General features: G+C 69.6%; 15 protein-coding genes. 13 read left to right on the plus strand and 2 right to left on the minus strand.

The features are described 5' to 3' along the window. Positions 1–6: 6 nt before the first annotated feature. Positions 7–1080 (minus strand): LPS export ABC transporter permease LptG, encoded by a 1074-nt coding sequence (gene lptG / locus FJY74_00955; GenBank protein ID MBM3306887.1) that lies wholly within the window; start codon positions 1078–1080, stop codon positions 7–9. Then, positions 1077–2435: an LptF/LptG family permease gene (locus FJY74_00960; GenBank protein ID MBM3306888.1), complete on the minus strand. Its 1359-nt coding sequence runs from the start codon at positions 2433–2435 to the stop codon at positions 1077–1079. Before FJY74_00960 ends, lptG begins: the two co-directional genes overlap by 4 nt. Positions 2436–2810: 375 nt before the next feature. Here FJY74_00960 and sprA point away from each other — a divergent pair, with 375 nt between their 5' ends. The 13 genes from sprA to FJY74_01025 all read left to right on the plus strand — a co-directional run bounded on the left by sprA (position 2811) and on the right by FJY74_01025 (position 21432). Next, complete coding sequence (gene sprA / locus FJY74_00965) at positions 2811–8873, plus strand: cell surface protein SprA (protein MBM3306889.1); 6063 nt, start codon at positions 2811–2813, stop codon at positions 8871–8873. Between the two features lie 5 nt (positions 8874–8878). Then, the gene (locus FJY74_00970; GenBank protein MBM3306890.1) at positions 8879–9808 is read left to right on the plus strand and encodes a M28 family peptidase; all 930 of its coding nucleotides are present in this window, start codon (positions 8879–8881) and stop codon (positions 9806–9808) included. 136 nt (positions 9809–9944) lie between these two features. After that, the gene (locus FJY74_00975) at positions 9945–10457 is read left to right on the plus strand and encodes a ribosome maturation factor RimP (GenBank protein ID MBM3306891.1); all 513 of its coding nucleotides are present in this window, start codon (positions 9945–9947) and stop codon (positions 10455–10457) included. After that, entirely contained in the window at positions 10454–11956 is a 1503-nt protein-coding gene (gene nusA, locus FJY74_00980; protein MBM3306892.1) for a transcription termination/antitermination protein NusA, read from the plus strand. The genes FJY74_00975 and nusA overlap by 4 nt, the downstream gene beginning before the upstream one ends. Before the next feature lie 43 nt (positions 11957–11999). Continuing rightward, a complete protein-coding gene (gene infB / locus FJY74_00985) occupies positions 12000–14510 on the plus strand; it encodes a translation initiation factor IF-2 (protein MBM3306893.1) in 2511 nt (836 codons plus the stop codon). Positions 14511–14527: 17 nt separating this feature from the next. Then, entirely contained in the window at positions 14528–14809 is a 282-nt protein-coding gene (locus tag FJY74_00990) for a DUF503 domain-containing protein (GenBank protein ID MBM3306894.1), read from the plus strand. Positions 14810–14840: 31 nt separating this feature from the next. Next, complete coding sequence (rbfA, locus tag FJY74_00995) at positions 14841–15242, plus strand: 30S ribosome-binding factor RbfA (protein MBM3306895.1); 402 nt, start codon at positions 14841–14843, stop codon at positions 15240–15242. Between the two features lie 94 nt (positions 15243–15336). Continuing rightward, positions 15337–16245: a tRNA pseudouridine(55) synthase TruB gene (gene truB / locus FJY74_01000; protein MBM3306896.1), complete on the plus strand. Its 909-nt coding sequence runs from the start codon at positions 15337–15339 to the stop codon at positions 16243–16245. A 13-nt stretch (positions 16246–16258) separates the two neighbouring features. Then, the gene (gene ribF / locus FJY74_01005; GenBank protein MBM3306897.1) at positions 16259–17194 is read left to right on the plus strand and encodes a riboflavin biosynthesis protein RibF; all 936 of its coding nucleotides are present in this window, start codon (positions 16259–16261) and stop codon (positions 17192–17194) included. Between the two features lie 103 nt (positions 17195–17297). Further along, a complete protein-coding gene (gene rpsO, locus FJY74_01010) occupies positions 17298–17567 on the plus strand; it encodes a 30S ribosomal protein S15 (protein ID MBM3306898.1) in 270 nt (89 codons plus the stop codon). 93 nt (positions 17568–17660) lie between these two features. Next, complete coding sequence (locus FJY74_01015; protein ID MBM3306899.1) at positions 17661–19883, plus strand: polyribonucleotide nucleotidyltransferase; 2223 nt, start codon at positions 17661–17663, stop codon at positions 19881–19883. Between the two features lie 3 nt (positions 19884–19886). Beyond that, positions 19887–20444 (plus strand): dUTP diphosphatase, encoded by a 558-nt coding sequence (gene dut / locus FJY74_01020; GenBank protein MBM3306900.1) that lies wholly within the window; start codon positions 19887–19889, stop codon positions 20442–20444. Further along, complete coding sequence (locus FJY74_01025) at positions 20425–21432, plus strand: UbiA family prenyltransferase (protein ID MBM3306901.1); 1008 nt, start codon at positions 20425–20427, stop codon at positions 21430–21432. The genes dut and FJY74_01025 overlap by 20 nt, the downstream gene beginning before the upstream one ends. The last annotated feature ends 1 nt before the right edge of the window (position 21433 follow it).

Here is a 21433-nt window from a genome sequence, read left to right on the forward strand (position 1 = left end):
GGGGCGCTACTTCGGGGTCTTGACGAGGATCGCCACGCCGATGCCCGCGAAGAGGATGTTGGCCAGCCACGCGCCGAGAGCGGGGGGAAGCATCCCCTCGCGGCCGAGGACGTTGCCCACCTGAAGAACTCCGTAGTACACGAACGAGATGGCCAGCGCGGCTGCGAAGGCCAGCGCGAAGCCTCCGCGGCGGGCGCCCGCGGCCATGGGGGCGCCCAGAAGCGTCATGATGAGCGTGACGAAAGGGAACGAGAGCTTGAGAGCGAGCTGCACCGGGAGGTCGCCGGGGTGCACTCCGCTGACCCGGAGCCTCTCGATGTGCGCCTTGAGATCCGCGTAGCCAAGCTCTTCCGGCTTGAGTTGCCTCGTCGAGAGGTCGCGCGGCGCCGGGCCGTCCGCGGGGAGAACGAGCGCCCCGAACACCGCCGTCGACTCCGCCTCGGCGCTGAAGCGCCTGAGCCGGACGTCGCGGAGGACCCAGCGCCCGTCCTCCCACGTGCCGGAGGCTGCGTCGAAGCGCGCGCACGGGCGGAGGTCCGTGTCGAACTGCTGGACCGTCACCTCTTCGAGCAGTCCCCTCCTCAGGTCGAACCGCTTCGCGAGCAGCGTCGAGCCGTCGGGCCACATGTAGATCACGTCCGATCGGAAGGCGCTCGACGGGCGCTTCCTGATGTGGTTCTCGTGGATCTCGATCCGCTGTCTCGTCGCGATGGGCACGACCGTCTCGGCCACCAACAGGCTGAGCGCTGAGAGCGTCGCGGCGAGCACGACCACGGGAAGGAAGGCCCGGTAGAGCGACAGGCCGGAGCCCTTCATTGCCGTGAGCTCGTTGGAGCGCGTGAGCGCCCCGAACGCGAGGAGCGTCGCGAGCAGCATGGCGACGGGCGCCGTGAGGACCATGATGTAGGGCGCGAAGTAGACGTAGTAGAGAAGAACCACCGTCGGCGGCGTGTTGTTGTCTATGAACGTGTGTGCGTGGTCGAAGAGGTCCACGAGGACGAAGATGCCGACGAACGCGGCGAACACGAGCGCCAGCGGCACGAGGGTGCGGCGCAGGATGTAGCCGTCGAGCGTGGTCATGCGGCGCTCCCGGCGCCGCGGCGGGCCCCCGTGGGAACTCTGAGGACGAAGTCGAGGACGTTGCCGACCAGGCGGATCCTCCACTCCAGCACCGTGAAGAGCGTCAGGAACACGCCGAGCCCGCCGAAGAGCACGTTCGGCGCCCACATGGCCCAGAAGGGGCTCACGAGCCCCCGATCGCCCAACTGCTCGCCTCCGATGAGGAACAGGTAGTAGATGAGGAAGAAGAGGATGCCGATGCCTGCGCCGATGCCGACGCCGCCGCGTCGCGCGCGGATGCCGATGGGGGCGCCGAGAAGCACGAACACGATGCACGCGACGGGGACGGACAGCTTCTTGTGACACTCCACCTCGAGCTTGCGCGCCTTGCCCATTTCGCTCTGCACGGCCCTGAGCGCCGCCTGGGCGGCACGCGTGGCCTGCGCGCGCTGTCGCTCGATGTCCACGCGCGCCCGCTGCGTGCCTCCCGCGTCGGCCGCATCGAGAAGCGAGCCGACGTACGTCTCCAGTGAGAAGACGGCTCGCGTGCGCGCCGCATCGAGGTCCTTCTGGTGCGTCACGATCCTCTCGCGCAGCTCGGCGAGAGAGAGCTCTCGATCTCCGCGGCGGGCCTCTTCGCCTCTGACGAGTTCGGCGCTGGCGCCCTCCACGTTGATCACGTGCTTCGCGAATACCAGTCGGTTGTACCTCGTCGGATCCTCGCGATCGACGTTGTGGATCTCGCCGTCCCACAGCTCCAGAGTCAGCACGTCGCTGTCCGCGGAGGAAACAACGCGCCCGCGGGCGGCGACGATGATCTGTACGGGTTCTCCGCCCTCGAGCCTGTACATCCTGGCGCGGAAGATCTCGGAGGTTCGTGGATCGGCCCTGTCGACGATGATCGTGTAGCCCGCCGGAAGCTCCGTCAGCACGCCCGGCTGGATGGTGGCCAGCGGCCGCATCCGGTGGATGCTCACGAGGAGCGACTTGAGCCTGTGATTGGCCTCAGGAAGCGCGTGGTTCCCGAAGTGGAAGAGCCCCACGGCGACCAGCGTCGCGGCAACGAGCACGGGCGTCATGAGCGTCAGGACGTGCACGCCGCTGGCCTTGGCGGCCGTGATCTCGTTGTCCTGCGCCAGGCGACCGAAGGTGGTCAGGACGGCGACCATGACGGCCATGGGCACGGCGAGGACGGTCATCCAGGCGAGGGAGAGCCCGAAGGCCTCGAGGACGGCCGGCCCCGGCACGCCCCTTCCGATGAAGAGCTGAAGGTAGTCCACGATGAAGTCCATGGAGAGAACGAAGTAGAAGATGGCAAGCCCCGCGGCGGCGGGGGCGATGTGCGAGCGCAGCACGTATCGCGTGAGAATGGTCACGTCGCAGGCCCTGCCTGGAACAAGGGTGGAGTCGCTCGCGACCGCAGTGGAGCATCGGGCGCCGCAGATCGCTCTCCGCGTGACCCCGCCGACGCGCCCGGCGACCACAACTTCTACCACTCGGCCGCGACGACCGCAACAGGCTCGTCGGCGCTCGTCTTGACACACGCCGGATGCCCTGATAGAGTGCACCGTCGCGCGCGCGCGAGCGGACGGCGCGCCCACCTGTGCGGGTCGGGCGAGCCCGACGGTACGGGTCCACGCGGCCGTCGTGTGGCGCGGCGGCGCGAAACCGATCGTTCCTGCCACTCCGGCCGCGGTCCTCTTCATGGCCCGCCGGGTCCTCCTGGGTGCCCACGGAGACGGAGCAGACACATGGGACTCAGGCGCGCCGTGACGCTGGTGCTGCTCGCGCTGTCGGCCGCCCTTGCGCCGCCGCGCGTGACGGCGCACGGCGAGGCCGCTGATCCGGAGCTCCCGGCAGCCCAGACGGCTGCGGTGGATAGCCTCTTCCTCCTGCCTCAAGAGCTTGACCAGGGTCCCTTCCTTCCAGCGGCTCCGGACACGGTGAGCGAGGCGCCTGCCGAGCCGGTGGAGACCTCCGTCCGGCCCGAGATGCGGCCCTGGGCGGGCAGGGGAGTCCCCGTCAAGGTGCCTTTCCAGTTCTTCAGACCGTGGTCGGTGGGACCGGCTTCGATCCGACGAGGGCTTTCCCCCGGCTGGACGGCGCTTCCCTCGGCGGCCCCTTCGGGCGCTCCGTTCGAGCGGCGCCTCGCCGTTGACCTCGCAGGGCGCGCGGCCATCGTCACCCGCGCCGGAACCGCCGCGTCGTTCACGAGCTACGCGGCGCCGCTGCCGGAGTACGAGAGGGCGATCCGCGGCGTGAGCGCGCGGGACGCGTGGGGGTCCACGGTCACCCGGAAGCTCAAGGAGCAGTCCGCCAGGTCGTCGCGCGGCCTTCTCGACATCGACATCCCCATGCCGTTGCCCGAGCCCATCGTTCGCGCGATCGGCGCGGGCGCCAATCTCAAGGTCCGCGGAAGCGAACGCATCACGTTCGGCGGCAGGACGAGCTACCTCGTTGACGCGCTCGACCAGGAGTCGGGGCCTCCCTCGAAGTGGCCGCAGCTCGACATGCAGCAGCAGCTCACCGTGAACCTCGAAGGCACCATCGGAGACAAGATCCACGTCTACGTTGACCACAGGAGCGGTGGGACGTCCTACGGCACGGGCAAGGCGAACCAGATCCGCGTGCGGTACGAGGGCGAGGAGGACGAGGTCCTTCAGACGATCGAGCTCGGGGAGGTGAACCTCTCCCTGCCCGGCGCCGAGTTCGTGAGCTACAGCGGGTCCCAGGAGGGTCTCTTCGGAGCGAAGATGACCGCGAAGCTGGGCAAGCTCGACGTCGTGGGCATTGCGAGCAAGGCGGAGGGCAAGTCCGCCGGCGCCAGCTTCGCGGGGACCTCCGAGGCCGACTCGCTGACGATCAAGGACATCGCCTACAAGGCCAGAACGTACTACGCCATCGACTCCGACGTGCTCAAGTACGCGAACGTGGGTCTGCGCAGCGTCCGCGTCTACGTGGACGACCGCAACGGCGCCAACGACCTGACCACCGGCGCGTCGCCGGGCCGCGCCTATCTGACGGCGCCGGCAGGCTCCGTCCCGCCGCCGACCGGACCGAGCCAGCGAGGCATGTTCGACGAGCTCGTCGAGCTGCAGGACTACCTCGTGGACTACGGAAGCGGCATCCTCGAGTTCCTGAGCCCGGTCAACGCGAACCACGTGCTCGCCGTGTCGTACGTCAGGCTGGACGGAGGCGCCGTCGGGGGACACGACGGCGACACGCTCAGGATCAAGCTCATCAAGAAGGACGACCGCGTCGCCGGCACGCCGTGGGAGCCGGTGAGGCTCCACGAGCTCAAGAACGTCTACGACCTGGGCGCGACCAACATCCCCGAGGACGGGTTCGCGCTCGAGATCCGGAAGCGCACGCCGTCGGGGGAGATCCTCGACAACCAGGACGGCGTTCCGTACGTGCGGATCCTGGGGCTCGACACGCACGGCCCGGGCGGAGGCGGCGACCCCGACGGCGTCGTTGACCGCGAGTGGATCGACTTCGAGAAAGGGCATCTCTTCTTCCCCCACTTCACACCCTTCTGTCCCGAGTATGACGCGACGGACTTCTACTACGCTCCGGGCGGCGGGCCGGATCCCATCTACACGGCGGACGAACTCGACCCGAAGAACTGCGCCGTCTACTCGCGGGAGGTCTTCCTGCCGGGCGACGACGTCTACTTCCTCGTCGTGAAGTACGACCGCCCGCGCACGACCTTCTACCTCGGGCAGATGAACATCATCGAGAACAGCGAGGTGGTCAGGCTCAACGGCGTGGCGCTCACCCGCGGCGTCGACTACACCATCTACTACCCGGCGGGCCAGCTCACGCTGCTATCCGAGGAGGCGAAGCAACCCGACGCGAGGGTCACGGTCGACTTCGACTACCAGCCGTTCGGGATCGGCGGAGAGAAGACCCTGCTGGGCGTGCGCGGCTTGTACAACTGGAGCGAGAACGTCAAGCTGGGCACGACGTGGATGTACCAGAGCAAGGGTGCGCCCGAGGACCGGCCGCGGCTGGGCGAGGAGCCGTCGAGGACGGTGCTCGGAGACGTCAACCTGACGGCGACGTTCGCGCCCGGCGTCCTCACGCGGATCGCGGACGCCGTCCCGCTCGTGAGCACGGACGCGCCGTCGAAGGTGACGGTCTCGGCCGAGGCCGCCGTGTGCGTGCCGGACCCCAACACCAAGGGGTTCGTCACGATCGACGACATGGAGGGCGTGAAGAACGTCAACATGCTCGGCGTGACCAGGCGGCTGTGGACGTGGGCGAGCGTTCCCGCCGCGACCGGCGTCGCCGCCGAAGACCGCATGCGCATCAGCTGGTACAACCCCGACCGCAAGGTGCGCGAGGGAGACCTGCACCCGGAGCTCACGGGACAGGAGGCCAACGACATCCGCACGGTCCTCGAGATCGACTACGACGCCGCGGCCCCGTCGTCCTCGTGGGCCGGCCTCATGCGCCTTCTCTCCAAGACGGGGATGGACTACTCGCGCGACGAGTTCATCGAGGTGTGGGTGCACGACAACGGGTACCGCGAGGGGAAGCTCCTCATCGACCTGGGGACGGTGAGCGAGGACTTCTATCCGCTCCTCGCGCCGAACGGCACTCTGGACTCGGAGGACGTGGACCAGAACGGCTTCGACGCGAGCGAGGACACGGGGCTCGACCGCGTCGTCGGCGTGGACGGGCAGAACGTGCCCGGGGACGACGGCGATGACGACTACGAGTACACGTACGGAACCAGCGACTACTCGAAGATCAACGGGACGGAGCGGAACGAGCGGCTGGACACCGAGGACCTGAACGGGAACTGGTACCTGGACACCGAGAGCAGGTACTGGGAGATCGAGATCGACCTGTCGGATCCCACGTACGTAGTGCAGGACAACGGCGACCTCGTGAGCGGCAACCACTGGCGGCTCTACCGGGTGCCGCTGGACAGGGCCGTCCCGGTGAACGGGATGGCCGACTGGGTTGCGGTGAAGTCGGCGCGCGTGTGGCTCACCGGGCTCAGGCAGGGCGGCCTCCCGCTCATGATCGGTTCCATGGACATCGTGGGAAGCCAGTGGGAGGCCGACGGCATCCGGGACTCGACGGGTGCGGTCGTTCCCGAAGCCCAGATGGGGAACATGAGCTTCCGGGTCACCGCGAAGAACACCAAGGAGAACGCGGACTACTACCCGCCGTTCGCCGTCGAGATCAACGAGGAGACCGGGATCCCCGAGCGCGAGCAGTCGCTCGTTCTCCTCTACGAGAACATCGAGTCCGGCTTCAGCGGCGCCGCGCGGAAGGTGTACTACTCCGACGATGACTACACGGGGTACGAGTCCCTTGAGCTGTTCGTCCACGGGAGCGCGGGGATCGACCCGGGATCGGTGTTCTTCGTCCGCATCGGCGCCGACACGGTCAACTACTACGAGTACAGCTTCGAGGTGAGCCCGGGGTGGCGGCAGCGGTTCGGCTCGCTCTCGAACAGCCTGATCGTGCCGCTGACCTCCTTCAGCGATCTCAAGCTCCCTCCGTTCGACACGGCGGACGCGGCTGAGGTCCTTGGAGACACGACCTCGGTGAAGCGCGAGACGTTCAGGCGGGTGGGGTGGCCGTCGCTGTCCAGGGTGCGCAGGCTCATGGTGGGGGTGCGGAACGCGTGGGCCGACTCGCTGAGCAGGGACGTGTCGGGCGAGATCTGGGTGGACGACATCAGGCTCACGAACGTCCGCAAGGAGATCGGCTTCGCGGAGCGCGCGACGGTCAACGTGAGGATGGCGGATCTCGCCGAGCTCAACGTCGACGCCCGCTTCGTGGATCGCGACTTCCATTCGATCAAGCAGACGAGGGGGAGCGGGCAGGACAACGCGAGCTACAACGTCACCGGTACGGTGAACGCGGACCGCTTCGTGAGCGCACTCGGCATCGCGGTGCCGGTCAACGTCGTGTGGAGGCGTTCGGTGTCCCGTCCGCGCTTCTCGACCGGGTCCGACATCGTGTTGGGCGCGGAGGACAGCGACCGCGAGCGCACGGAGAGCGCGGAGCGCAGCGTCGCCGTGTCCTTCTCCAGGAAGCGGCAGTCGCCGGACTTCTGGACTCATCTCCTCATGGACGGTCTGTCGCTCCGTGCCTCGGCGGCCGCCACCGAGCGCCGGGCTCCGACGCGGATCGACACGACGGGGGCACTTCGCGGACGGTTGGCCTACCGGTACTCGCCTGAGCGGACGGGGATGACGCTCTATCGGAGCACGAAGCTCTTCCTCAAGCCCACGAGCTTCCGCTTCGGCGTCGAGTCGCAGGTGTCCAGGAGTCTGAGCTATGACGTCACGCGCTCGGGGTCGCAGACGCTCAGAGCCGACACGCACGACAAGAAGCTCGACGCGGACGCGGGCGTTGACTTCCAGCTGCTCGACAACCTCTCCACGTCGCATTCCGTGACCGCGCGGCGCGATCTTGCCCTGCAGAGCCGGCCGTGGGCGGGCGTGAACATCGGGACGGAGACGCAGCGGCAGTACAGCAACAGCCTGAGCTTCAACCCGAAGTTCGGCGCCTGGCTTTCACCTCAATACAGCTTCAGCTCCACGTACACCGACAACCACGGACCGGAGGTCCAGCGCGCGGGAGACCCGTGGGGGGTCCACGACCTGCGCGCGCAGACGACCCAGCAGATCTCGGCCAGCTTCGACCTGAAGAAGATCTTCGGCGTCGGCGCGCCTCACCCGCCCCGCCCGGAGCCGGGAAGGGAGGCGGCCGGCCGCGGGGAGCGGGGCGGCCCTCCGAGGCCCGAAGGCGAGGAGCGACCGGACGAGGAGACCCCTCCGGAAGAGCCGGCTCCGGAGCAGCCGACTCCTGAGCAGAGGCAGGAAGAGGAAGCGGGGCCCGATCTGCGGAGACTCCTCGACCCCGTGCTGGCGTTCGTGCGCAACATGGACGCCATCGAGGGCAGGCACACGGTGCGGTGGAGCTCGCGATTCGACCGCGTGCCGCCGGACCGAGTGCCCGGGTGGCAGTATCGCCTGGGCCTCTTGCCCGGCGAGGGAGCGGATGACCGCACCGAGGAGCGGTCTCTCGACCTGGGGACCGGGGCGAAGCTCACGCAGGACATCCGTCTCAAGGCCGACTACAAGCGTTCCGTGACCGGGCGATGGTACAGGAACACCGTTGCCGACTCGGTGAACCTCCTGTCGGCGACCGAGGGTGTGACCCAGACCCGCAAGGCGACGCTGTCGTGGGGGGGCATCGAGAGGATCGGTCCGCTCAAGACGGTGTTCACGACCGTTCGCGCGCGCAGCGGCGTCGAGTTCAAGTCATCGTACTCGGGGCCCGAAAACGAGCCGACGACGAGAGGCGATGGGCTCGCCCTTGCGCCGCTCGTCTCGATCGAGACCACGTTCAAGAACGGGCTTTCGGGGAACCTGTCGTGGGAGCGCAGGCGCTCGAGGAACTACAGCCTGCGCGGAGTCGGGTCCGTCACCGAGGACGAGGCGAGCTCCACAAGCCTCGCCCTCAAGTACCGGTTCTCCGCGCCGCAGGGTCTCAGGCTGCCGTTCTTCGGGGAGAAGCTGAAGTTCCAGAGCAATCTGGACTGCTCGCTCACGCTCAAGACGTCGGCGAGGGTGTCGCGGACGGCCATGGATGAGGCCGGGCTCGTGCTGGCGGCCCCGACCTCCTCGGTCAAGGACTTCTCGATCGCCGGGGACGCGACCTACAGCTTCTCCAGGAGCGTGTCCGGGGGGCTTCAGATCACCTTCTCTCAGAGCCGCGACGAGAAGCGCGATCAGACGCGGAGGACCATAGGGGTGCACCTGACGGCCGAGTTCAAGTTCTGATGCGGATGACCCGAGCACGCGAGACCCGGCGGCGTTGCGCGCGCCGAAGGCGCGGCGGCCGTCTGGTCGCCGTCGCGCTCGCGGCGGCGTGGGCGGCCACGCTGACGGGGTGCGGGCGGCCGCAGTTCGACGGGGAGCGCGCGTTCCGCTTCCTGGAGCGCCAGTGCGCGATGGGGCCGCGCGCGCCGGGCAGCGCCGGCCACGCTGAGGCGGAGCGCTGGCTCATCGAGACGCTCGAGGGGCTCGCCGACGAGGTGGCGGTCCAGCGGTTCACCGCCGTCTCCCGCGGGCGTGAGGTGGGTTTCGCGAACGTCATCGCGTCGTTCAGACCGGCGGCCCGGGAACGGGTCCTGTTCGCGACGCACTGGGACACGCGGCCGGTGGCAGACCTCGACCCGGACCCCGCGCGGCGGGGAACGCCGATCCCCGGGGCGAACGACGGCGCCTCCGGAACGGCCGTGTTGCTGGAGCTCGCGACGCTCATGAGCGAACGGCCGCCGAAGGTCGGCGTCGATCTGGTGTTCTTCGACGGGGAGGACGGCGGAGGGGCCGGCGGGCTTGCGGGGTGGTGCCTCGGGTCGACGCACTACGCGGCCCGCCTCGGCGACTACTGCCCGCGCCTCGCGGTCGTCGTAGACATGGTCGGCGACGCGGACCTCTCCATTCCCGTGGAGCCCAACTCTCTGGCCGGCGCTCCCGAGGCGGTGGCGACCGTCTGGGCTGCGGCGCGGCGGGCCGGCTCCCTCGCCTTCGAGGACCGGCGGGGGCGGGCCATGTTCGACGACCACATCCCGCTCCTCAGGGCCGGGCTCCCGGCCGTGCTCGTCATCGATGCGGAGTACGAGTTCTGGCACACTCTCGCGGATACGCCGGACAAGTGCAGCCCGCGCAGCCTCACCGAGGTCGGGCGCGTGCTGGTCCGGCTGACCCACTAGCCTCTGAGCGGGCCCGCAGGGGGCCATGCGTCCTCCCAACTTTGCCCTTGCCGGAAACCGGCCCTCGTGCTAGCTTGGTCGTCGGGAAGTGGGCGGGAGCCCACTTTCTCGGTATTGGGCCCCGGGGGGGAGAGCCATGGCCAAGGACGAGGAGAGGCTCTTCGAGCTTGCCCGCGGCACCGTCGAGGGCATGGGGTACTGCCTCGTCGCCGTCGAGGACCGGCCCGAGCACGGCCGGCGGGTGCTGCGGTTCATCATCGACCACCCCCGTGGCATCGGGATCGAGGACTGCGCGGCGGTGAGCCGCGAGCTCGGCTACGTGCTCGACGGGGCGTCGGGCATCGACGAGCGGTACGCCCTGGAGGTAAGCTCGCCGGGAACCGACAGGGAGCTTCGGACCGAGCGGGAGTACCTGCACTTCGCCGGGCGGGAGGTCCGCATGGTCTTGCGCGAGCCTGTGGGCGGCAGGTCCGTCGTCCAGGGGACGATCGTCGGCGTGGGCCCCGACGGCGTGCGCGTGAGGCCGCGCGGGGAGGCCGAGGACGTCGTCGTGCCGCTCGGCGGCATTTCCCGCGCAAGGCTCGTCGGCGAGGAGAAACCGCGTCCCGAAGCGGTTCGGGACGCTCCATCACGAGGGTGCGGTTCATGAACACGGGTGTCCTGGAGGCTCTGAGGAGGATGGCGAGGGAGAAGCAGCTGGACCAGGCGCTTCTCATGGAGGCGCTCGAGGCCGGGCTTCTCTCGGCTGCGCGGAAGAAGTACGGGCTCGAGGCCGGTGTCGAGGTGGTCGTCGACGACAAACACGACACGCTGGGGGTCTACCTCAAGAAGGCCGTCGTGGAAGAGACGGACGACGACGTCATGGAAATCGAGCTCGACGAAGCGCGCGAGATCGATCCGAGCGCCACGGTGGGGGACACCGTCAGGGTCGAGGTGCCCTTCGACGAGTTCGGGCGCAACGCCGTGCAGGCCGCCAAGCAGATCGTCGTGCAGCGCGTCCGCGAGGCGGAGCGCGAGCAGATCTACGACGAGTACCAGGACCGGATCGGCGAGATCGTGACCGGTGACGTGCAGCAGATCGAGCGAGGCGGGATCGTCGTGAACCTTGGGCGGACCGAGGCGCTGCTGCCGGCGAGGGAGCAGATCCGTCGGGAGCGATACCGCCAGGGAGACAGGGTGCGCGCCTACCTCCTGTCCGTGGAGAAGACGACCAAGGGGCCCCAGATCATCCTGTCGCGAACGCAGCCCAACTTCCTCAAGAAGCTCTTCCGGATGGAGGTGCCCGAGATCTACGACTCGGTCGTCGAGATCATGGCGATCGCGCGGGAGGCCGGCGGCCGCTCCAAGGTCGCCGTTGCGTCGCACGACGAGCGCGTCGATCCGGTCGGCGCGTGCGTCGGCGTCAAGGGCTCCCGGATCCAGACGATCGTCCGCGAGCTCTCCGGAGAGAAGATCGACATCGTGCCGTGGAGCTCCGACCCGTCCGTGCTCGTGTCGAGGGCCCTCAACCCGGCCAAGGTCTCGAAGGCCATCCTCAACGACGCGGAGCACTCCGTGCGCGTGATCGTGCCGGACGACCAGCTCTCTCTCGCGATCGGCAAGGGCGGGCAGAACGCTCGACTGGCCGCGAAGCTGACCGGGTGGAAGATCGACATCGTCGGCGAGACGGAGCATGCCAGGGACCTCGAGATCGGCCTCGCGCAGCGCGTCGGCGTTGGAGAGCTGCCCGGCGTGGGCCCCAAGTTGGCGGCGGCGCTCGCCGTGGCGGGCTATCGTTACGTCAGGGACCTGGACGGCGTGACGACCGAGGACCTCCTCAAGGTGCCGGGTGTCGGCGAGAAGACCGCGGAGAAGATATCCATTTCGGTCGCCGCGGTCCTCGAGGTTCTCGAGGAGGAGAAGCAGGAGATGCTCCGCGAGATGGAGGAGCGTGCCCGCGCTGAGGCGATGCGCCGCGCTGAGGCTCAGGAGCCGCGCTACGACGCGGAGCCGTCGGAGCCGGGCGAGGCGGACGCCGAAGGGGAAGAGCCCGAGGAGGGCGCGGAGGAGGGCGACGACGCTGCGCCCGCCGACGCCAGCGACGAAGGCGCAGTGGAGCAGGGCGAAGCCGCCGCGACGGAGGGCGAAGCCCAGCCTGAGGAGCGGTAGCGCACGCCGAGCGCCCGTTCGGGTCGAGCGATGGAGGTTGCGGGTGACGAAGAAGCGCATCTATCAGGTGGCCAAGGAGTTCCGCATCTCGAGCGAGGCCCTCGTCGGCATGCTCAAGAAGCTCGGCGTTGACGCGGCGAGCCACATGAACACGATCGAGGACGACGAGATCGAGAGGGCCCGGGCCGAGTTCGAGAAGGAAAAGGAAGCGCTGAAGCGGGAGTACGCCAAGAAGCTCAAGCGGGCGGTGAAGGAGAAGGCGGCGGCCCCGGCTTCGGGCGCGGCGCGTGCGACGGCTCCGGCCCCGCCCCCCGGAGGAGCCAAGGAGCCTCCTGCCCATGAGCCCCCTCCCGCACGGACCCCGACGGCCACGGCGAAGTCTGCACCCACACCGGTCGTTCCCAGGTACGTCAAGCCGGTGCTCCCGGTCGGCGGCATCCCGGTCGTGAAGCGGATCGAACGACCGGCGGCCGCGCCCCGTGAGGGGGCGGCCGCGCAGCCGGCGGCGCCCGAGAAGAGGAAGGGGGCGCAACGCTCGGTGGAGCCTCCCCCCCCGGCCGGACCGGGGCCCGTGGGAGCGGACGCCCTGAGGGCGACGCTGGCGGCGCGCGAAGCGGCCGAGGCCCTCGCGAAGAAGAAGCGCCGCAGAAGACCGCGGATCGACCAGAAGAGCGTCGAGGACACGGTGCGACGGACGCTCGCCGGGACGCTGGACCAGAGAGGGAGGCGAAGGCACAGGAGGGATCGCGACGAGGGAGAGGACGTCGAGGGGACCGTGGAGGAGAGGATCCCGATCCCAGAGTTCTCCTCGGTCGCGGAGTTCGCTGAGCGGCTCGGTGTTCCGGCGAACGACGTCATCAAGAAGTGCATGGACCTGGGGCTTCTCGTCACGATCAACCAGAGGCTGGACGAAGACACGATCCTCCTGCTCGCCGACGAGTTCGACGCGGACGTCGAGTTCATCCACGAGTACGGCGAGGACATCCTCGAGGACGCGCTCGAGAAGGCGGTCGTGGCGGCGGAGCTGGTGCCGCGCGCGCCCGTGGTGGCGGTGATGGGACACGTGGATCACGGCAAGACGCTGCTCCTCGACTACATCCGGCGGACGAACGTCGTGGCGGGCGAGGCCGGCGGCATCACGCAGCACATCGGCGCGTACGAGGTCTCGCACGGCGGAAAGGGCATCACGTTCCTCGACACGCCGGGTCATGAGGCCTTCACCGCCATGCGCGCGAGGGGCGCGCAGGTCACCGACGTCGTCGTGCTCGTCGTCGCCGCCACGGAGGGGGTGATGCCCCAGACGCTCGAGGCGATCGACCACGCGAAGGCCGCGGGCGTCCCCGTGATCGTGGCCGTCAACAAGATCGACCTCCCGGCGGCGAATCCCGACAAGGTCAAGACCGAGCTCGCCAACGCGGGGCTCACGGTGGAGGAGTGGGGCGGTGGCACGGTGGCGGTCGAGACGTCGGCGAAGAGCGGACTCGGAGTGGACAAGCTCCTGGACATGGTCGTGCTGCAGTCGGAGCTCCTCGAGCTTCGGTCCACGCCAGATGGCCCGGCGCGAGGCGTCGTCATCGAGGTGGAGAAGGAGAGGGGGCGGGGCGTCGTCACGACCGTTCTCATCGAGGCGGGCACGCTCAGGGTGGGCGACCCGTTCGTCGTCGGGCTGGCCGACGGCAAGGTGCGGGCGCTGTACAGCGACCGCGGCGTCTCCCTGGAAACGGCGGGCCCGTCGACGCCCGTCCGGGTGTCCGGTCTCACGGGCGTCCCGCAGGCCGGCGACGTGCTGGCGGTCGTCTCGGACGAGCGCCTTGCCCGCGACATCAGCGCGAAGCGCCGCCAGCAGCAGTGGGAGCGGCAGACGCGATTCGAGCATCGGGTGACGCTGGAGGACCTCCACAAGCAGATCGCCGTCGGCGCCGTCAAGGAGCTGGGGATCATCATCAAGGGCGACGTGGACGGCTCGGTGGGGGCGCTCGCGGACGCGCTCGAGAAGCTGTCGACGCCCGAGGTCAAGGTCGTCGTCATCCGCAAGGCGGTCGGCGCCGTCACCGAGACGGACGTGCTGCTGGCCGCGGCGTCCAACGCGATCATCGTCGGGTTCCACATCAGCGCAGCGCCGCGGGTGAGGGAACTCGCGAAGCGCGAGCGCGTGGAGATCAGGCTCTACAAGGTGATCTACGAGGTGGTCGAGGACATCCGCGCGGCGATGGAGGGCCTCCTGGAGCCGGAGCGTCGCGAGGTTCCGGTCGGCAGGGCGGAGGTGCGCGAGGTCTTCCGCATCCCGAACAGAGGGCTCGTGGCCGGCTGCTACGTCCTCTCGGGATCGGTGAAGCGCGGGTCCCGAGCGCGCGTGATCCGTGACGAGATGGTGGTGTACGAGGGGACGATCGACTCGCTCAGGCGCTTCAAGGATGATGCGCGCGAGGTGCAGACCGGCTTCGAGTGCGGCATCGGCATGGAGGGCCTCGGCGACGTGCAGGCGAACGACCTCATCGAGACCTACGACATCGAGGAGGTCGCTCGGAAGCTGAGCGCGGCGTCCGGGCGCTAGCTGCGAGGGATCTCCCGATGGTCGTGGGTGCGTTGAGACTGCGCCTCTTCATCGGGCAGAGCAACTCGCTCAAGGCCCGCCGGAGCGTCGTGCGGAGCCTGAAGGACAGGATCAGATCGCGCTTCAACGTCTCGGTCGCCGAGGTGGGCGAGCAGGACCTCTGGCAGAGCGCGGCGATCGGCATCGCGGCTGTTGCGGCCGACGGCCGCGTCGTCGACGAGGTCCTCGCGGGCGTCGCGAGGCTGGTGGAGTCCGATCCGCGGGTCGAGGTCATCGAGCGCGAGCAGCGCCTGGCGTAGCGCGGCGCGGGACCACAGTGCGGAGCGGGTCATGGACCGGAAGCGAGCCCTGCGCGCCGCCGAGGCGATCCAACGGGAGATGGGTGACGTCCTCTCCCGGAGGATGAGAGATCCGCGACTGGCCATGATGGTCACGGTGACCCGCGTGGATGTCTCCGAGGACCTGCGCTACGCGAAGATCTTCGTGAGCGTGCTAGGGAGTTCGACCGAGAAGGACCTCGCGCTGAAGGTGCTGCGACAGGCCCGCAGGTTCATCCGAGGCCACCTCGCCCGCTGCCTCGATCTCAGGGTCGCGCCGGAGATCACGTTCGGGCTCGACGAGTCCGCAGAGAACTACCTGCGCATCGACGGAGTCCTTAAGCAGATCCACGAGGAAGAGCGCGATCGAAGCTCGGACGCCCCGGACGGGGGCTCGGAGCGCGGGGCCGCGTGACGGGGGGGGCGGCGCCGGGCGTTCTCTGCGCGTCGTCTCGCCGCGGGCGATCGTCCGCCGCGCGGCGCCGCCTTGCGCGCGCATCGGAGGCCGGGTGGACCGCGTGCTGGTGATCAGGAAGCCGCCGGGGCTGACGTCGCACGACGTCGTGGAGCGGATCAGGCGCTCGTCGCGGGAGCGCAGGGTGGGACACGCCGGAACGCTCGACCCCTCGGCCACGGGTCTTCTCCTCGTGCTCGTTGGCCGCGCGACACGGCTCGCGCAGTTCCTGGCCGATGCCGAGAAGGAGTACCGCGGGCACATGCTGCTCGGTCGGATCACGGACACGCAGGACCTGACGGGCCGCGTGCTCGAGGAGCGCCCATGCGACGGGGTGACCCGCGAGCGCGTGGAGCGGGCCTTCGAGGGGTTCACCGGGCACATCCAGCAGGTCCCGCCGATGGTCTCGGCGCTCAAGCACCAGGGGACGCCGCTCTACGCGCTCGCCCGCAAGGGCATCACCGTCGAGCGGGCGCCGCGGTCGGTGCTCGTGAGACGTCTGGGGCTTCTTGCGTTCGATCCTCCGGACGTTGAGTTCGAGGTCGTGTGCTCGAAGGGCACGTACGTGCGGACGCTTGCGGCCGACGTGGGCGAGGTTCTCGGCTGCGGCGCGTGTCTTGGGGAGCTCGAGCGGCGCCGGATCGGGCGGTTCACGATGGACGCCGCGCTGGCGCTGGGAGACGTCGAGGCCCTGGGAAGGGACGTGGCGGTCTTTGGATGCTCCATGTTCGACGCGCTGGCAGACCTGCCCTCGCTGACGGTCGACGGCAACGAGGCCGCGCTGCTCGCGACCGGAGGGAGCATCCGGGTGTCGCCGGAGAGGGTCCAGGCGGCGCCCGGGGGCCACGTCCGCGTCACGCGCAACGGCGCGGAGCTGCTTGCCGTCGGGCGCGTGGACGCCGCGCCGCACGGTGGGCCGGGGGATGCTGCGATCCACCCGATCCGCGTGTTCGAGGAGGTCTGAGGGGGCGCTCCGCATGCGAGTGGTCCGGTCGTTCGAGGAGCTGAACGCCGTCGTGCCGGGAGCGCTCTCGGCCACCGTCGGCAACTTCGACGGCTTCCACCTGGGGCACGCGGCTGTGGCGGCGGAGCTCCTCTCGGCGGCGCGGCGGCGCGGGACGCCGGCCGTCCTCGTGACCTTCGAGCCGCACCCGCTCACCGTGGTCGGCGCGCCGGGTGCGGCGTTCGTCCTCACCCCGTCTGAGGAGAAGGCCGGCCTGGTGGCAGAGGCGGAGCTCGACGCGATGGTGGTGCACCCGTTCGACGCGTCCGTGGCGGCGATGTCGGGGCGCGACTTCCTGTCGGCGCTCTCGCGCGGGCGGTTGGCGCACCTCGTGCTCGGGTACGACTTTCGGATGGGGAGCGGCCGGGCCTGCGACGTCGCCGGGTTGACCGCGATCACCGGAGAGATGGGGTGCACCCTTGAGGTCGTGGCGGCGGTCCGCCGCGACGGGGTTCCGATCTCGAGCTCGAGGGTCCGGGACGCGCTCTGGACGAAGCGCCCGGAGGAGGCCGCGGCGATGCTGGGCCGCCCGTACCGACTGAAGGGCCGTGTGGCGCGGGGGGAGGGCGTCGGGTCGGCCCTGGGCTTCCCGACGGCGAACCTCGAGCCGCCGTGCGAGAAGCTGGTCCCTCACGACGGGGTGTACCGCGCGCGCGTGCGCGACGAGCGGCGGGCGGGCGCGCTCCTGTACGTGGGGCGGAGGCCGACGCTCGGAACCGGAGAGCGGCGCATCGAGGTGCACGTGCCCGGCTGGGACGGCCTGCCCTATGGAGGTGAACTCGAGGTGGAGGTGCTGGCCTTCGTCCGTGAAGACAGGGCCTTCCGGAGCGCCGAGGAGCTGGCGAACCAGATCGCGAGAGACGTCGCTGAGAACCTGAAGGCCCCGGCAGGTTCGGCCGGGACCTCCTGAGCCGGCGCCGTTTTTGCCTTTGACAGGCCACGGGGCCTGTGCTAGCTTCGCCACATTCGGAATGCGCATCGAGCGTGCGCGCGGCGAACGGAGGAATCGGACAGTGTCGCTCACGAAGGAAAAGAAGAAGGAGATCGTCAAGCGTTTCGAGACGCACGCCGGTGACACGGGCTCGGCGGAGGTTCAGATCGCGCTTCTGACCGAGCGCATCGAGACCCTCTCCAAGCACTTCGAGCTTCACAAGAAGGACAATCACTCGAGGCTCGGTCTGCTCAAGATGGTGGGCAAGAGGCGTCGGCTGCTGAACTACCTGAAGGACCAGAAGCCCGACGGCTACAAGCAGGTGTTGAAGGAACTGGGATTGCGCAGATAGCGCCTGGCACAGTGCGGCGCGCGGTCTTGCTGGCCCTCCCGCGAGCAACCGGGAGGGCTTTCTTCTGAGAACCCGGGCGCCATGGAGGAATGGATGCACAGACAGGTTGAGATGGAGTGGGCCGGACGACGGCTCAGCATGGAGACCGGCAGACTTGCCAAGCAGGCCCCGGGGTCGGTGCTGATCCGGTACGCCGACACGATGGTCCTGGCGACGGCGGCCTACACGAGGACGGACACGAACAGGGACTTCCTGCCCCTGTCGGTGGAGTACAGGGAGAAGTTCTACGCCGCCGGGAAGATCCCGGGCGGCTTCTTCAAGCGTGAGGGCAGGCCGCAGACGAAGGAAGTCCTGAGCTCGAGGCTCATTGACCGCCCGATCAGATCGCTTCTGCCGCAGCACCTCCGGCGCGAGGTGCAGATCATCGTCAACGTGCTCTCGGCCGACGGGGACAACGACTCCGACACGCTGGGGATGATCGCGGCGGGCGCGGCGCTCGAGCTCTCGGGGGTGCCCTTCGACGGCCCGCTGGGTGCGGTGCGGATCGGCCTCGTGGAGGGCCGCTTCATCGTGAACCCGACCTTCGCGGAGCTCGAAGGCAGCCGACTGAACCTCGTTGTCGCGGGCACCGAGGACGCGGTCGTGATGGTCGAGGGCGGCGCAAGCGAGATCTCGGAAGAGGAGATGCAGCGGGCGCTCGAGATCGCCGGCGGCGAGATCAGGAACGTGATCGGACTCGTCCGAAGACTGGTTCCGGAGGGCAGCGTCTCCCGTTTCGATCTGCCCGGTCTGCCCGGGCCCGGCGGGGCCGTGAAGGAGCTCGTGGAGGGTCTGCGCGAGCGCGTGCGTGCGTCCGTGAGAATCGCAGGGAAGCTCGAGCGAGGAGCGGCCCTGGACGCGATACGGGACGAGGCGCTCGCCGGAGCCGACGCGGCGACGCCGGAACAGGCGGGGGAGATCGTCGCGGCGCTGGCCGCGATCGAGAAGGAGGAGGTTCGCAGGCTCATCCTCGACGAGCGGCGGCGGGCCGACGGGCGCGGGCCGGACGACGTCAGGGCGATCACCATCGAGACCGGCGTGCTGCCACGGGCCCACGGGTCGGCGATCTTCACGCGAGGCGAGACGCAGGCGCTGGCCGTGACGACGCTCGGCTCGAGCAGCGACGAGCAGAAGGTCGACGCGCTCGAGGGCGAGTCCTGGAAGAGCTACATGCTCCACTACAACTTCCCCCCGTTCTCGGTCGGCGAGGTCAAGCCGATCCGGAGCCCGGGGAGAAGGGAGATCGGCCATGGAGCGCTGGCGGAGCGCGCGCTCCAGGCGGTCATCCCGCCCGAGGAGGTGTTCCCCTACACGATCCGTCTCGTGTCGGACATCCTCGAGTCCAACGGTTCGTCGAGCATGGCGACGGTGTGCGCGGGATCGCTCGCGCTCATGGACGCCGGCGTGCCGATCAAGACGGCCGTCGCGGGCGTGGCGATGGGACTCGTGAAGGACGGCGACCGCTGGGTCACGCTGACGGACATTCTGGGGCTCGAGGACCATCTGGGCGACATGGACTTCAAGGTCGCGGGAACGCGGCAGGGGATCACGGCGTTCCAGCTGGACTCGAAGATCGGCGCCATCCCCGCGGCCCTGCTCAGCGAGGCGCTGACGAACGCGCGACGCGCGAGACTCCACATCCTCGATGCGATGGACTCGTCGCTCGCGTCGGCGCGGCCGAATCTCTCGACGTACGCGCCCCGCATCGTGATGATCAGGGTGCCGCAGGACAAGATCGGTGAGGTCATCGGCCCAGGCGGCCGCGTGATCCGCAAGCTGCAGGAGCGCACCGGGACCACGATCGACATCGACGACGAGGGCATCGTCAAGATCTCCGGTCCGTCCGACGACGGCGTGTTCGACGCGAGGCAGACGATCGAGCTCATGACGAAGGACCCGGTCGTGGGCGAGGAGTACGAGGGCGCGGTCAGGAGCATCACGGACTTCGGGGCGTTCGTGGAGTTCCTCCCCGGCCGCGACGGCCTGGTCCACATCTCGGAGCTCGAGCATCACCGCGTTCGCGCGGTCGAGGACGTCCTCAAGCTCGGGGAGACCGTGCGCGTGAAGGTCGTCGGCATCGACGACAACGGCAAGGTCCGGCTCTCCCGCAGGGCGCTGCTCCCGGTACCGAAGGAGCTGCCGCCCGGCGCGGAGCCGCATCGGAGCCGAGGCGACCAGGGCGGAGGCTCGGGTCGAGAGGGCGGAAGCTCGGGTGGGCGGCCGCACGGCCGCGACGGCCAGAGGCCGCGGCGACCGGGCGGCGGCCGGCGGCACTAGCCGATGGCCGCGCGCCGATCCGAACGCGCCAAGGCGCCCCGGCCGAGGGACGTGGCGCGCCGGCGTGTGCGGGTGCCGGTCGCGAGACTCGGACACGCCGCGGACATCCCAGTCCCGCAGTACATGACCCCCGGGGCGTCGGGCGCGGACCTCTGCGCCGCGGTGCCCCGGCGGGTGACCATCAGGCCGGGCACGATCCGACTCATACCGACCGGTCTCGCCGTGGCTGTCCCGAGCGGCTACGAGGGCCAGGTGCGCGCCCGGAGCGGGCTGGCGCTCAGGCACGGCGTCATCGTGGCGAACGGACCTGGGACCGTGGACGCGGATTACCGCGGCGAGGTCGGCGTCATCCTGGCCAACATCGGAGATCGGCCCTTCGCCGTCGAGCGGGGCGACCGGATCGCACAGCTGGTGATCGTGCCGGTCGTTCGCGCGTCATGGGTCGAACGCGCCGGGCTTGAGGCTACCGCGAGGGATGCCGGCGGGTTCGGACACACCGGTCGCGGCCGAAGCGGCCCGAGCCGTGACGGGGCGAAGAGACATGCCCGCAGAGCGCGCTGAGCCCGCCTGGGCCGCCCGGGCGCTGGACCACATCTTCCTTGCGCGGCCTGCGGCGCTCGTTCCCCTGTGGGTCTTCTACTTCGGGGGCTTCGGGCTGGCGCGGGCCATGACGCCTGCGGGACCGCGAGGCGCTTCCCCGTTCGACCTGACGCCAGGCGCGCTCCTCGGCTTCCTCGCTCTTTCCGCCGCGCTTGCGGGCGGGTACCTCCTCAACCAGGTCAGCGACCGTCAGAGCGACCGGGCGAACAGGAAGCTCTTCCTGGTCTCCGACGGGCTTGTGCCCCTCTCGCACGTCTGGATTGAGCTCGGGGCGCTGTGGGCGCTCGCGGCGGTCGTGTCGCTGTGGCTCCCGTGGTCGTTCAGGGTCGCCGCGGCGCTGAGCATGCTTCTCGGCGTCACGTACTCGCTCCCGCCCGTCCACGCCAAGGCGAAGTTCCCGCTCGATCTCATCTGGAACGGGATCGGCTTCGGGGCGCTTGCGACGGCGGCGGGCTGGTCCGTGGCGCGGCCGCTCGGCATCGAGGTCGCCCGTCCCGCCCTCTGCTACGCCGTCGCCGTTGCGGGCATCATCGCCTCCACGACGATCCCGGACCGGGAGGGCGACGGCGCGTCCTCGCTGCGGACGACGGCCGTCGCTCTGGGAGAGCGCGGGGCCAGCGCGCTCGCGCTCGCGCTCGTGACGGTCGCGGCGGCCGTCGGGGTCGCGGCGCACGACGTGCCCGGGGCGGCGGGCGCGCTGCTCTCGACCCCGCTTCTCGTGCGCGCCCACCGCACGGGCGCGCGCCGCGACCGCGTGGCGGCGAACCAAGTCGCGGTCGCGGCGTTCGCCGTGGCGATGGTCGCGCGCTCCGCGTATCCGCTCGCGCTGCTGGTCGCCGCAGCGCTGGCCTCCCGCGCGTACTACCGTCGGCGGTTCGACGTCTCCTACCCGGGGCCCGGCCCGCGCGGAGGCAGCGGCGGCCACGCGCTCGGGCGGCTTTGGCGTTGAC

The organism is Candidatus Effluviviaceae Genus I sp. (genome assembly GCA_016867725.1).
Classification (GTDB): Bacteria; Joyebacterota; Joyebacteria; order Joyebacterales; family Joyebacteraceae; genus VGIX01.

Excerpts from the sequence above, each read along its gene's own strand:
- FJY74_01015 (MBM3306899.1), top strand. The coding sequence starts at position 17,661 with ATGCACAGACAGGTTGAGATGGAGTGGGCCGGACGACGGCTCAGCATG.
- FJY74_01025 (MBM3306901.1), top strand. The coding sequence starts at position 20,425 with ATGCCCGCAGAGCGCGCTGAGCCCGCCTGGGCCGCCCGGGCGCTGGAC.
- lptG (MBM3306887.1), bottom strand. The coding sequence starts at position 1,080 with ATGACCACGCTCGACGGCTACATCCTGCGCCGCACCCTCGTGCCGCTG.
- FJY74_00970 (MBM3306890.1), top strand. The coding sequence starts at position 8,879 with ATGACCCGAGCACGCGAGACCCGGCGGCGTTGCGCGCGCCGAAGGCGC.
- FJY74_00990 (MBM3306894.1), top strand. The coding sequence starts at position 14,528 with ATGGTCGTGGGTGCGTTGAGACTGCGCCTCTTCATCGGGCAGAGCAAC.
- nusA (MBM3306892.1), top strand. The coding sequence starts at position 10,454 with ATGAACACGGGTGTCCTGGAGGCTCTGAGGAGGATGGCGAGGGAGAAG.
- FJY74_00975 (MBM3306891.1), top strand. The coding sequence starts at position 9,945 with ATGGCCAAGGACGAGGAGAGGCTCTTCGAGCTTGCCCGCGGCACCGTC.
- dut (MBM3306900.1), top strand. The coding sequence starts at position 19,887 with ATGGCCGCGCGCCGATCCGAACGCGCCAAGGCGCCCCGGCCGAGGGAC.
- sprA (MBM3306889.1), top strand. The coding sequence starts at position 2,811 with ATGGGACTCAGGCGCGCCGTGACGCTGGTGCTGCTCGCGCTGTCGGCC.
- rbfA (MBM3306895.1), top strand. The coding sequence starts at position 14,841 with ATGGACCGGAAGCGAGCCCTGCGCGCCGCCGAGGCGATCCAACGGGAG.
- ribF (MBM3306897.1), top strand. The coding sequence starts at position 16,259 with ATGCGAGTGGTCCGGTCGTTCGAGGAGCTGAACGCCGTCGTGCCGGGA.